Source organism: Stutzerimonas stutzeri (genome assembly GCF_002890895.1).
Taxonomy (GTDB): domain Bacteria; phylum Pseudomonadota; class Gammaproteobacteria; order Pseudomonadales; family Pseudomonadaceae; genus Stutzerimonas; species Stutzerimonas stutzeri_AB.
On sequence record NZ_POUL01000004.1, the window covers coordinates 354,327 to 366,968 of the forward strand.

Annotated in this window: 13 protein-coding genes; 6 read left to right on the forward strand and 7 right to left on the reverse strand. The window is 59.1% G+C overall.

The annotated features are described in order from the left end of the window. Positions 1–23: 23 nt before the first annotated feature. From CXK96_RS09985 to CXK96_RS10000, 4 genes are all read right to left on the reverse strand, one after another. A complete protein-coding gene (locus CXK96_RS09985) occupies positions 24–920 on the reverse strand; it encodes a triacylglycerol lipase (protein WP_423835186.1) in 897 nt (298 codons plus the stop codon). Between the two features lie 344 nt (positions 921–1,264). After that, positions 1,265–1,762, reverse strand: coding sequence for a transcription elongation factor GreB (gene greB / locus CXK96_RS09990; protein ID WP_102836298.1), 498 nt, complete (start codon positions 1,760–1,762; stop codon positions 1,265–1,267). A gap of 64 nt (positions 1,763–1,826) precedes the next feature. After that, complete coding sequence (locus CXK96_RS09995; RefSeq protein ID WP_102836299.1) at positions 1,827–4,328, reverse strand: ABC transporter permease; 2,502 nt, start codon at positions 4,326–4,328, stop codon at positions 1,827–1,829. Further along, positions 4,325–5,011: an ABC transporter ATP-binding protein gene (locus CXK96_RS10000; RefSeq protein ID WP_102836300.1), complete on the reverse strand. Its 687-nt coding sequence runs from the start codon at positions 5,009–5,011 to the stop codon at positions 4,325–4,327. The genes CXK96_RS09995 and CXK96_RS10000 overlap by 4 nt, the downstream gene beginning before the upstream one ends. Before the next feature lie 10 nt (positions 5,012–5,021). Here CXK96_RS10000 and CXK96_RS10005 point away from each other — a divergent pair, with 10 nt between their 5' ends. From CXK96_RS10005 to CXK96_RS10015, 3 genes are all read left to right on the forward strand, one after another. After that, positions 5,022–5,627, forward strand: coding sequence for an arylesterase (locus CXK96_RS10005; RefSeq protein WP_102836301.1), 606 nt, complete (start codon positions 5,022–5,024; stop codon positions 5,625–5,627). Between the two features lie 45 nt (positions 5,628–5,672). Continuing rightward, the gene (locus CXK96_RS20940; RefSeq protein ID WP_102836302.1) at positions 5,673–5,954 is read left to right on the forward strand and encodes a hypothetical protein; all 282 of its coding nucleotides are present in this window, start codon (positions 5,673–5,675) and stop codon (positions 5,952–5,954) included. Between the two features lie 67 nt (positions 5,955–6,021). Further along, positions 6,022–6,984 (forward strand): L,D-transpeptidase family protein, encoded by a 963-nt coding sequence (locus tag CXK96_RS10015; protein WP_102836303.1) that lies wholly within the window; start codon positions 6,022–6,024, stop codon positions 6,982–6,984. A gap of 89 nt (positions 6,985–7,073) precedes the next feature. Here CXK96_RS10015 and CXK96_RS10020 read toward each other — a convergent pair whose 3' ends face one another. Beyond that, on the reverse strand, positions 7,074–7,328 hold the full coding sequence (locus CXK96_RS10020) for an Lpp/OprI family alanine-zipper lipoprotein (protein WP_029404583.1): 255 nt from the start codon (positions 7,326–7,328) through the stop codon (positions 7,074–7,076). Positions 7,329–7,749: 421 nt separating this feature from the next. Between CXK96_RS10020 and CXK96_RS10025 the strand changes: the two genes are divergently transcribed. Beyond that, the gene (locus tag CXK96_RS10025; protein WP_102836304.1) at positions 7,750–8,040 is read left to right on the forward strand and encodes a GNAT family N-acetyltransferase; all 291 of its coding nucleotides are present in this window, start codon (positions 7,750–7,752) and stop codon (positions 8,038–8,040) included. A 41-nt stretch (positions 8,041–8,081) separates the two neighbouring features. Here the strand turns inward: CXK96_RS10025 and CXK96_RS10030 are convergent, their stop codons facing one another. After that, positions 8,082–9,158, reverse strand: coding sequence for a 3-deoxy-7-phosphoheptulonate synthase (locus CXK96_RS10030; RefSeq protein ID WP_102836305.1), 1,077 nt, complete (start codon positions 9,156–9,158; stop codon positions 8,082–8,084). 272 nt (positions 9,159–9,430) lie between these two features. On the opposite strand from CXK96_RS10030, the gene CXK96_RS10035 reads away from it, so the two are divergent. Further along, positions 9,431–10,378, forward strand: a complete 948-nt coding sequence (locus CXK96_RS10035) for a putative 2-dehydropantoate 2-reductase (RefSeq protein WP_102836306.1) — start codon at positions 9,431–9,433, stop codon at positions 10,376–10,378. Between the two features lie 312 nt (positions 10,379–10,690). Continuing rightward, positions 10,691–11,665, forward strand: coding sequence for an HTH-type transcriptional regulator CysB (gene cysB, locus CXK96_RS10040; RefSeq protein WP_102836307.1), 975 nt, complete (start codon positions 10,691–10,693; stop codon positions 11,663–11,665). Between the two features lie 98 nt (positions 11,666–11,763). Here cysB and CXK96_RS10045 read toward each other — a convergent pair whose 3' ends face one another. Next, positions 11,764–12,498: a phosphoadenylyl-sulfate reductase gene (locus CXK96_RS10045; protein WP_102836308.1), complete on the reverse strand. Its 735-nt coding sequence runs from the start codon at positions 12,496–12,498 to the stop codon at positions 11,764–11,766. Between the last annotated feature and the right edge of the window lie 144 nt (positions 12,499–12,642).

Sequence of the window (12,642 nt, forward strand, 5' to 3'; positions counted from 1 at the left end):
GGCCAGTAGGCCCCACCGGAGCCTCAGAGACCTGCGTTTTTCAGCCGATTGGCATGCTGCCGATACACCGTCACCGGATCGGTTTCGAACAGGCTGGTCAGGCCAAACACCTGATTGACTTCATCCAGATGGTTCATCCGGTAGTTGTCGCGGATGACCATGCCCAGATGCGAGCTGCAACGGCCAACGAGCCCGTCATTGGGCTCGTCAAATGCCAGCGAGCCTGCTCCCATCATGGCGTCACTCACATCCAGTGGGTTGGTCAGCGGGCTGGTGCCGCTCCAGGAGTAGTAACGCACACCGTTGACCTTGTAAGCGCCTTCGCCGCACGCACTGGTCGGCACCCCTTGCGGATACTTCGCATTGAAACGGGCAGCGCCTTCGCTGTTGAGCGATTCAAGCGTACCGAGCGAGTCTTGTGGTTCGGTACTGGTGCTTCCCGAAAGGAAGTGAATCAATGCGCCCATTCCGTTGATGATGCCGGCGAGGATGGCTTCGCCACCGGAGCCTTTCGGAATCTGACGTATCAGATCAGCAACATCGGACCCCTTGTGCGGCGCGCCTACGCTGGTAACCGACGCCACCAGGTCGGGACGGACCGCAGCGACGTAGCGCACAGTCGGTCCGCCGTGACTGTGGCCGACCAGATTCACCTTTGGTTTGCCGCTGATCGCGACGATCTCCTCGACTTGTTGCAAGAGCTCCTCCCCACGAAGCTCCGAGGTGTTGAGCTGACTGACTTCAGTGACGTACACCTGGGCACCGTCACGTCGAAGCGCCTGAGGAATGCCGTACCAGTAGTCGATGCCAAGTATGCTGTCGAAACCGAGCATGCCGTGCGCCAGCACAATCGGATAACGCGTCTGGGTGTAGCCGCTGGAGCCGAACAGGCCTGCCTGGACCTGGCTGGAAACAGCCATTACGGTCCCGAGGCATAGAGCAAACACTGTCTTGTTCTTATTCATGAATGCACTCAACTAGGGTGACTGGAGATTGGGCAATCCCTCGCCATTCACCGCGCCTAGCGCGTACTGCAGCGATAACCGGCGCAGCATTCGTGCCAGTTTGTCTAGCGACTGGTTGAAGTGCTCTGCCGCGGTGTTTCGCCTACGCAGAAACTTAGTGGGCGTAGCGGCATCAGCGAAACGCCTGTTACCAGATGGAACAAGCGGCTGGGTAGGAAAGTGATAGCGCGCACGTTGACCGAACTTATCCGCCAGATCGAGATATTTCGTGACCAATAGGTCCGAAAACAACTAGCTGGTCATGGATAATCGATGGCGGTGATGTACCAGAGCTTCGGTCCGGTAGGCGTCTGCACCTGGACTTCGGCATCCAGCGTTTTGCCCACCAAAGCGCGCGCCAGCGGTGAATCGATGCTGATCAGCCCTTGGCGCAGGTCCAGCTCATCGGGGCCGACGATACGGTAGCGGGCTTGTTCTCCGTCTTCGTCCTCTACAGTCACCCAGGCGCCGAAATAGACCTTTCCGGGATCACTTGGCCGTTCTGCGACCACTTTGAGTTTCTCCAGCCGTTTGGTCAGAAAGCGCACGCGGCTGTCGATTTCGCGCAGCATCTTCTTGCCGTAGGTGTATTCAGCGTTTTCCGAACGGTCCCCTTGCGCGGCTGCCTCGCTGACCGACTGGGTAACCTGAGGCCGCTTCACATGCCACAGTTCATGCAGCTCGGCTCGTAGCCTTGCCTCGCCTTCGGGGGTGATCAGAGGGGTACCGGCAGGGCGAGGTGGACGATAACGGCTCATGGTGTTTCCAGTTCAGGCACGGGCTGGGGATTCTACAGGCAGTCCAACCCGCTGCCTGCTCCGGTCAATTTTCACGCAGCACATTCAGCGGGCTGGCGTTGAGTGCTCGGCGCGTACCCAGCACACCCGCAGCGCCGACTAGTAGCGCGCCGATTAGGGGCAGCAAAAGCAGCCATGGGTGGGGCTGCCAGCGAAGATCGAAGACGAAGTGGTAGAGCAGGGCGCTGACCAGTTCACAGCCCAACGCTGCGAGCACACCGCTGGCGGCGCCTAATACGCCGAATTCGGTCCGCCGGGCTCTGAGCAGTAATTTTCGCTCCGCCCCCAGCGCCCGAAGCAGCGCACCTTGACGAATCCGCTCGTCCAGCGTTGCTTGAAGACCCGCGAACAGTACCGCCAGGCCAGCCGCCAGCACGAACATCAGCACATATTCGACCGCCAGCGAGACCTGCGCCAGGATGCTGCGTAACTGGCTGAGCAAGGCTTCGACCTGCAATATCGTCGCAGACGGAAAGTCCCTGGCCAGCTGCACCAATTCGCGGTCCTTGCCTTCCGGCAGGTGAAAGCTGGTCATGTAGGTGGCGGGCACGTCTTGCAAGGTTTCCGGCTCGAAGATCATGTAGAAGTTGGGCTGGAAACTGTCCCAGTTGACCTCGCGCAAGCTGGTCACGCTGACATCGCGGGTGAGCCCGCCAACGGTGAAGCTGAGTCGATCGCCCAGCTGGACTTGAAGACTTTCGGCCAGCTCGGCTTCCACCGACACGCCGGGCAGTTCGCCTGGTGCTCCGGTCCACCATTGGCCGGCGGTCAGACGATTGTCGGAGGGCAGGTCCTCGGCCCAGGTCAGGCTCAGGTCTCTACGAATCGCACGCTCGCCCTGGCTTTCCTTGCTTACCAACTGGCGCACCGGTTCGCCGTTGATGGCAACCAGGCGACCTGGGACTACCGGGTACAGGGGAGCCGCGTGATCAGAGAGGGCCTCAATGCGTGCGGCGAACGCGTCGCGGTCGGCGGGCAGGACATTCAGTACGAAATGGTTGGGGGCGTCATCCGGCAACTGGTTTTGCCAAGTGTCGAGCAGTTCGCCGCGCAGCAAACCGATCAACGCCATGGCGAGCAGTATCAGCCCGAAAGCCAGCGACTGACCAGCTGCCGCCAGTGGGTGACGGAGTAGCTGTCCTAAGCCAAGACGCCATGTCAGTGATGCGCCTGACAGCGCCCGACGCAGCCCCTTCAATGCCAGCAACAGCAGTCCACCGAGAACCACGGTGGCGAGCAGACCGCCGCCCAGCAGCGCGAGGGTAATCTTCAGGTCCAGACTGAGGCGCCACATGATCAAGCCGAGTGCGATAACGGCGGCGCCGTACACCAGCCAGGAGCTCGGCGGGATCGGCAGCATATCGCGGCGTAGAACCCGCAGCGGGGGCACACGTCCCAACGCGGCCAGCGGCGGCAGGGCGAAACCCGCCAGTGCAACTAGGCCGGTCGCAATCCCAGCCAGCGCTGGCCAAAGCGTGGCGGGTGGCACTTCACTCACGACGAGTTCACGTAACAGGAAAAACAGTCCATGTTGTGCGGCCCAGCCCAGCAGCGCGCCAGCTGTGCTGGCAACCAAACCGAGGTAGGCGAGCTGAAAGGTGTAGAGCAGTAATGCTTCGCGGCGTGACAAGCCAAGGCAGCGCAACAGCGCGCTGGCGTCGAAACGGCGCGCCGCGAAGCGTGCGGCTGATAGCGCCACCGCTACTCCCGCGAGCAGCACAGCGGCCAGGCTGGCCAGGTTGAGGTAGCGTTCGGCGCGTCCCAGTGCGCCGCCAATCTGGCGGTTGCCGTCCTTGGCAGTTTCGATGCGCTGGTGCGGCTGCAGATCAGCTTTGATTGCTTCTTCGTAATCTGCCAGTTGCTCAGGGGAGCCTCGCCAGAGTTCGCGATAGCGCACGCGACTGCCCGGCCGTACCACGCCGGTGCCTTCGAGATCATCCAGGTGCATCAGCACGCGTGGCGTCAAACTGTAGAAATCACCGACGCGATCGGGCTCGTAGGTCAGCACGCGAGTCAGCTGCAGCGGCTTGTTACCAACCTCAATCCAGTCACCGATCTGGAGGTTCAGGGCGGCGAACAAGCGTGCTTCGGCCCAGGCTTGCCCAGGCTTCGGACCTGTTCCGGGCTGTTCGGGCTGATATGGCGCCGCTGCACTGCGAAGCTCACCGCGTAACGGATAGCTGTCATCAGCGGCCTTGACGCTGGTCAGCTGCAGGTTGTCGTCCGTGGCGACGACACTGGAAAACTCAACAACCCGGGCGTGCTGGAGCTGTAACCGTTCACCTGCCTCGATCTGTTCAGGTGCCGCGGGTGCGCTACCGTTCAAGACCAGGTCGGCGCCCAGGAACTCGGTAGCACGCAGCAACATGGCGTCGTTCAGGCGCGCACCGAAATAACCAATGGCCGTACTGGCCGCAACGGCGATCAGCAATGCGAAGAACAACACACGCAACTCGCCAGCTCGCGCATCTCGCGACAGCTGACGCAGCGCTAACTTTGCCAAACGGCTGATGGGCACATGCTTCATTGACTCAACTCGTCGACGAGTTGGCGACCGCCTTCCAGGCGAAGCAGGCGCTGGCAGCGTTGGGCCAGGCGTTCGTCATGGGTTACCAACACCAATGTAGTGCCTCGCTCTCGGTTGAGCTCGAACAGCAGTTCGGTGATGGTTGCGCCGGTGTGGCTGTCGAGGTTGCCGGTCGGCTCGTCGGCGAACAGCACCGCGGGTTCGGCGGCAAAGGCGCGGGCGACGGCCACGCGCTGTTGTTCGCCGCCTGACAGTTGCCGTGGATAATGGTGCAGCCTGGCACCAAGGCCGACCCGGTCGAGCAACTCGGTCGCTTTTGCTTGTGCGTCGGAACGGCCATGCAGCTCGAGCGGAAGCATGACGTTTTCCAAGGCGTTGAGGCTGTCGAGCAGCTGAAACGATTGGAAAACGAAGCCGACGTGCTCGGCTCGCACACGGGCGCGCTGGTCTTCGTCCAGCGCCCCGAGTAGATGACCAGCCAGCTGTACCTCGCCTGATGTCGGCAGATCCAGGCCAGCCAATAAACCGAGCAGCGTCGATTTGCCGGAACCTGAAGTGCCAACGATGGCAAGGCTGTCGCCCTTGTCGAGACTCAACGACACATCGTCTAGTATCGCCAGCTCGCCTTCCGCGCTGGGTACCGCTTTGCTAAGGTTCCGGGCGTCAAGAATGCTGGTGCTCATGGAGAATCCGATGCGAAATTGGCTGAGAGGTGGGGTCCTGGTTTTGCTGTGCTGGGCTCAGGGCGCCATGGCGGGAACGGTGTTGGTGGTCGGGGATAGTATCAGCGCCGCTTTCGGGCTGGAAACCAGCCAGGGCTGGGTACAGCTGCTCCAGCAACGCCTTGATACAGAGAATCTCGACCATCGCGTGGTGAATGCTTCGATCAGCGGTGATACCAGTGCGGGGGGGCTGGCGCGGTTGCCCGCATTGCTGGCGGAATACGATCCGGAGGTAGTCATCATTGAACTGGGGGGTAATGACGGGCTTCGCGGCCAGTCGCCGAAGCAACTGAACAGAAACCTGGCGGCAATGGTCGACCTATCACGTGACGCCGATGCCAATGTCGTGTTGCTAGGGATGCGTTTGCCGCCGAACTTGGGGCAACGCTACACGCGCGCATTTGAGGAAGCGTTCGACTCGCTTGCAGCCGAGCGGAACCTGCCATACGTCCCGTTTCTACTCGATGGGGTTGGGGGTGTTGAGGGCATGATGCAAGCCGATCGCATTCATCCCACTGCGGGTGCCCAGCAGCGGCTGCTGGACAACGTCTGGCCGGTGCTCGAACCCTTGCTTTGAAGCGTGCGCGCGGCTACTGTCGCGCCCCTCGAATCGGAGCCTCAGATGCCGCGCCCAGCCTGGACCCTTTTTGCCTATCGCCTCATCGTTCCAGACGAGCAGTTCGACCTGTTTGCTTGTCGGGAGAATCGGCTGCACCTGGCGTTACGGCAGCTGGAGTTGAGCGGGCAGGTTGATCGCACGCTGTGCGGAGGTTTTCTGCCAGCGCGCCCGCTCTGGAAAGATATCGAGCGCTCCGTGCTCAAGGATCGCCGACTTTGCCCTGCTTGTCGCGATGCACTCAGCGCCCAAAGAAAAGGCCTTCCGTCTGCCGTCAGCGCCTGGTAGGTCGGCGTCCGCCGGTGCTTCGAGTACAATCGGCGCAACACGAACACTCTCCCAAGGAAACCCCTGAATGCTCTCGCGTGCGTTTGCAGTCGCCTGCAGTGTGTCTATCGCAGCTTTATTCTCGGCCAGCCAGTCTGTCGCACTCGAATTACCGCTGCCGCCAGAGGGCGAGGACGTCGTCGGGCAGATCCAAGTGATCAAGGCCAAGTACGAAGACACCTTCGCTGCGCTCGGCGAAACACATGATCTGGGCTATCTGGAATTGGTTGCGGCAAACCCGGGCGTAGACCCATGGTTGCCAGGCGAGGGGACCGACATCATTCTGCCGACTCGGTACATTCTGCCCCCCGGACCGCGGGAAGGCGTTGTGATCAATCTTGCGGAGTACCGTCTTTATTACTACCCGGAGGGCGAGAACGTGGTGCACACCTTTCCGCTCGGCATTGGGCGTGAAGGCTGGGGTTCTCCCGTTGGCAACACGCGGATTTCAGCGATGACCAGCAACCCGGCCTGGTATCCGCCGCAATCTATCCGCGACGAACACGCCGCCGACGGTGATCCGCTGCCGAAGGTGGTGCCGCCAGGGCCGAATAATCCGCTTGGTCCTTACAAGATGAGCTTGGCGTTGCCCGGTTATCTCATCCACGGTTCGAACAAGAAATTCGGAATCGGCATGCGCGTCAGCCATGGTTGCTTCCGTATGCTCAACCACAACGTGTTGGAGCTGGCGGGATTGGTTAAGGTTGGAACATCGGTGCGGATCATCGATGAGCCTTACAAATTTGGCGTGAGCCAGGGCAAGGTCTATTTGGAGGCGCACACTCCGCTCCAGGACGAAGAAAAGAAGATGACGCTCATGGACAAGCATGCGGTGGTGATCAACACATTGCTCAAGCGTGACGAGCCTGCAGGTTCGCTGCAGCTGGACTGGGAAATGGTTCGTGAGATCATTGCGGGCGAGGACGGTCTGCCAATCCAGATCGCCGAGCAGGGCCAGGCTCTGGCCACTCATGAAGAACCCGTCTTCTAGAATTTTGCAGCCTGCATATGGAGTCTGTAAAACCAGGCGCCCATAAAAAAGCCGACCTGATTGCAGGTCGGCTTTTTTTTGCCTGAAGCTTACTTGCGGCTGGCGCGTTCCAGCATACGCAGCGCACGCTCATTGGCTTCGTCAGCAGTCTGCTGAGCCTTCTGAGCAGCCTGCAGAGCCTCGTCGGCACGGCTGTACGCTTCGTCAGCACGCGCTTGAGCGCGGGCGGAGGCGTCTTCGGTCGCGGTCAGGCGGGCTTCGCTTTCTTTGGTCATGCTGTTGCTGCAACCAGTAGCCAGAACTGCGGCGAAAGCCAGAGCAGAAAATTTCAGAACGTTGTTCATCGTGTTCCCCTTAAGGATGAAATCCATGGCAACTCCCGTTATGGAAAGTTGGCGCGCACATACTACCGATTAGTTGCGCTAAGTAAACTGAGCCAAGCAGCTGCTACCACATTTTTTCTGCATGCTCATTCTTTTAACTGCATCTGCTGGCCGAACTGATTGAAAAACAATCAGCGCCAACGCTGCACTCGCTACATGGACCGGTGCGAGTGCCGAAAAGTTGCAGTTTTTATCGGCGTTGACCGTTTGTTTACAGCCCATTCGGTTCATTGCAGCGCGCTGATGATTTAAGCAATTGAAGCGAAGTCTTGCCTGGCGGTAGCATGCGTCGTCCAGCTAACAATAAAAACGGAGAGTGCGTGAGCGTGATCCACGTAACTTCCAGACAATCATGGCAGGTCCAGCCTGCTGAGGAGGCGAGATGACCGAACAGCTGAATATCCATCATGATCGAACGAGTCACCAGTTCGAGACAGTCGTGGATGGCCATCGCGCTTATCTGGCCTATGTTGATCTAGGCAAGCAGACGCTGGATATCTATCGAACCTTCGTGCCCGATGCGCTTCGTGGTCGAGGTGTAGCTGCGGTGTTGACCCGGCATGCGCTGGAATACGCCGAGCGCGAGGGATATACGGTTATTCCGTCCTGCTCGTATGTTGAGTGGTATATCGAACGGCAGGCTGGTGGTGCGGACGGTCCTGACCGGGAATAAAAAAACGCCGGCAAGCGGCGTTTTTTCCAACTCTGACAGCGTCAGTTGCGGGCGCGTTTAGGCAGAACGTCCTTCAGCTTCGTGTGCATGCCGAGCAGCGCTTTTTCGGTGGCTTCCCAGTCGATGCAGGCATCGGTGATGGAGACGCCATATTTCAGATCGTTCAAGTCCTTGGGAATGGGCTGGCTGCCCCAGCCCAGGTGGCTTTCCACCATCAGACCCACGATTGAATTGTTGCCCTCTAGGATCTGGTTGGCCACGTTGTCCATCACCAGTGGTTGCAAGGCTGGATCCTTGTTTGAATTGGCGTGGCTGCAGTCGACCATGATGTTCGGCTTGATGCCAGCCTTGCTCAATTCCTGTTCACATACTGCAACGCTGACCGAATCGTAGTTCGGCTTGCCATTCCCGCCACGCAGCACAACATGACCGTAGGCGTTGCCTTTGGTGGTGACGATGGAAACTCCGCCGGACTGGTTGATGCCCAGGAAACGGTGCGGGCTGGAAACCGACTGCAGCGCGTTGATTGCAACCGTCAGGCTGCCATCGGTGCCATTCTTGAAACCCACCGAAGAGGACAGGCCGGAGGCCATTTCTCGGTGTGTCTGGGATTCGGTGGTACGTGCACCGATGGCCGACCAGCTGATCAGGTCCTGCAGGTACTGTGGGGAAATCGGGTCCAAGGCTTCGGTAGCAGTTGGCAAACCCATCTCGGCGAGGTCGAGCAGTAACTGGCGGCCAATATGCAGGCCATCCTGAATCTTGAACGAATCGTCCATGTAAGGATCATTGATCAGGCCTTTCCAGCCGACTGTCGTGCGTGGCTTTTCGAAGTACACCCGCATGACCAGAAACAGGCTATCGGAGACCTTATCGGCCAGCACCTTGAGGCGTTCGGCATATTCATGCGCGGCCTTCAGGTCATGAATCGAGCAGGGTCCCACCACGACGAACAGGCGATGATCCTTGCCGTCGAGAATGTTGCGTATCACCTGTCGCCCTTCGGAGACGGTCGCCAACGCAGCAGCAGTCAGCGGGATTTCACGCTTCAACTGATCTGGAGTGATCAGTGTCTCGTTGGAAGAAACGTTAAGGTCGTCGATCGGTAAATCAGCCATCGTGTTCTCGTCGGGGTCACAGATGCCGTCCGCCAGCCAATCCCGGTGCGGCGGAGCAGAGCTTGAGGGCGCAGCGGGGAGCGGAACCTTATCGCGTATTGCGTTGCCTCGACAATCATCTTGAAGTCGGACGGCTGGCCGGATATCGCTGGTACCTGTTCTGTCATGCCGCTGTTTATAGCCACTGGGCGCTGTCTGTGGACGCTGATAAGGTGGTCGTTTATTCGCGCCCCCATCATGGCGCTTCACTGATCTGCCGCTGGAGTCCTTGCATGACTGCTCCCAACATTCGAATCGGAATCATTGGTACAGGCGCCATTGGCGGCTTTTACGGCGCGATGCTCGCTCGGGCGGGATACGATGTGCACTTTCTTCTGCGAAGCGAGTACGAGACGGTCCTGCAGAACGGCTTGCAGATAAACAGCGCGGTGCATGGCTCAATGCACCTGGACTCGGTCCAGGCGTATCGCACTGCCGCCCAGATGCCCAAATGCGACTGGTTGTTGATCGGAGCGAAAAGCACCAGTAATAAGGAGTTGGCCCCCCTGATCGCCGAGGCTGCGGCGGAAGACGCCAAGGTCGTGGTGTTGCAGAACGGTCTGGGCGTCGAGGAGACCTTGCGCCAAGCGCTTCCGAGTGACCTTCATCTGCTGGGTGGCCTCTGTTTGATATGTGCGCACCGCTCGGCGTTGGGTGTCGTCGAGCATCAGGCACTAGGCGGGGTAAACATTGGTTACCATTCCGGGCCGGCCAGTGAAGCTGATCAGCAGAGGCTGGTAGAAGAAGCGGTTGCCATGTTTCGCGAGGCGGGCATCGATTCTAATGCAGCCACGAATCTCGCACAGGCGCGGTGGCAGAAGCTGGTGTGGAACCTGCCGTATAACGGTCTCTCCGTCCTGCTCGATGCCAGCACAGCACCCTTGATGTCAAACCCCGACAGCCGAGCCTTGGTCAAATCGATTATGTTGGAAGCCTGCGGCGCCGCCGCTGCCTGTGGCCTACCTCTACCCGATGCGCTTGTGGATCGAATGATGACGTTCACCGATAAAATGCCCGATTATCTGCCGAGCATGTACCACGATCATGCGCAGGGGCGCCCGATGGAGCTCGATGCGATCTATGCTGCTCCGCTGGCCGCTGCGGCAGATGCAGGTTTCGCGATGCCTAAAACAGAAGCGCTGTATCAAGCTCTGCGTTTTTTGTCGGCGCGCACGCACTGACAACCTGGCCTGCCCCCCCCCCCCCCGGCGCGGCAGGTGGCAGGGCGGGCTCGGTGCATAGTGATTTGATTCCCGGCTGCTAAGCTCAATCAAGTCCAGCCATGACTCGAGGCCTGTGGCCGGCGGGTGAGGTGTGATTTGGTAGGTGGCTCGACTGGACTGACGCGTCAGGCTTACCGCGCTGGTATGTCAGATCAAGCAGCGGCCTACCGGCGATTCATATGGAAATGGCCTAGAATTTCTCAGTTCTGGTGCATAACGTTATAAAAACATGGGTGGCGTCCGGGCGCCATTGGCCTTTGAGGGATCTCTATGAAGCTTCAGCAACTGCGTTACATCTGGGAGGTGGCGCACCATGACCTCAATGTCTCGGCAACGGCGCAAAGCCTGTTCACTTCACAGCCCGGTATCAGCAAACAAATCCGGCTGTTGGAAGACGAGCTGGGCGTGGAGGTATTCGCGCGCAGTGGGAAGCATCTGACCCGGGTTACGCCCGCCGGCGAGCGAATAATTACCACCGCTGGAGAAATTCTGCGCAAATGCGAAAGCATCAAACAGATTGCGCAGGAGTTCTCCAACGAAAAACGCGGCACGCTCAGCATCGCCACAACCCACACGCAAGCGCGCTACGCTCTGCCGCCGGTGATCAGTGCATTTATCAAGCAATACCCGGATGTCTCGCTGCACATGCATCAGGGCACGCCGATGCAGATTGCCGAGATGGCGGCTGACGGCACCGTCGATTTCGCCATTGCGACTGAAGGGCTGGAGCTGTTCGGCGACCTGGTGATGATGCCTTGCTATCGCTGGAACCGTTGCGTTGTTGTGCCCCAGGGGCATCCGTTGGCCAAGCTGCAGAAGCTCACGCTGGAAGCCTTGGCCGAACATCCAATCGTGACCTACGTGTTTGGCTTTACCGGGCGATCCAAGCTGGATGAAGCGTTCAGCCACCGGGGCCTGTCGCCAAAGGTAGTGTTTACCGCCGCCGATGCCGACGTCATCAAGACCTATGTACGTCTGGGATTGGGTGTCGGAATCGTCGCGCGCATGGCTGTCGACGCGAAGCTCGACCCGGATCTGGTCGTGCTCGACGCCAGCGAGCTGTTCGAGCCCAGCGTGACCAAAATCGGTTTTCGTCGGGGCACCTTTCTGCGCGGCTTCATGTGTGACTTCATCGAAACCTTTGCCCCGCATCTTGATCGAGAAATGCTTGAGAAAGCTGTGCAATGCAAAAACAAAGTGGAGCTGGACGAATTGTTCATGGATGTCGACCTACCGACCTTCTAATTCGACCGCCATCCCATCCGTTGAACCGACAACAGTACGCCAGGCTCGGCAAGGGGCCGTTTTAAAGCCCCTTGATAGAGAGATCCCGGCGTAGATCGTTAGTTTTTAGCGATCAGGTTCCCGGCGTGTAGGCCGCATTCCTTCTGGGTCGACTCTTCCCACCACCAGCGCCCCTCTCGCTCATGCTGATTTGGCAGCACTGGGCGTGTGCAAGGCTCGCATCCGATGCTGATAAACCCACGTTCGTGCAGGCTGTTGAAGGGCAGCTCGAGCATACGGATATAACCCCAGACCTCTTCGCTGGTCATCTGTGCCAGCGGATTGAACTTGTACAGGCTGTGGTTGGCTGTCGAGAACGCGTTGTCGATTTCCAGAACCGCAACCTGGCTGCGTGTTCCCGGGCTTTGGTCGCGGCGCTGGCCCGTCGCCCAAGCGCGCACGCCTGACAGCTTGCGGCGAAGCGGTTCGATCTTGCGAATCCCGCAGCACTCGCCATGGCCGTCTCGGTAGAAGCTGAACAGTCCCTTCTCGTTAACCATCGGCTGCAACAACGCCGGGTCTGGCGTCATGAACTCGATGGGAATGCAATAGTGCTCGCGGACCTGCTCGATGAACCGATAGGTTTCGCTGTGCAGTCGTCCGGTATCGAGACTGAACACTTTCACGTCCTTGTTCAGCTTCCAGGCCATGTCGACCAATACGACATCCTCGGCTCCGCTGAAGGAGATCCACAAATCATCCCCAAAGAGATCGAAGGCAAGTTTGAGTATGTCCTGCGGAGATTTGCCGGCATATGAGGCTGCCAGCTCAGCTGTATCAATGGTTTGGCTCATCAGGCGGCTTCCTTGGTTGGCGCTTAGCGCTCTGCTGCGCGATGGTAACAAAGAGTCTTTATTACCCTAAATAACGTTTAAGGAAGAAAGCCCATTCTTTGTGGCATAAGCAGCGCGTTGCTTCGCAGGGACCTTGCCGTTAGA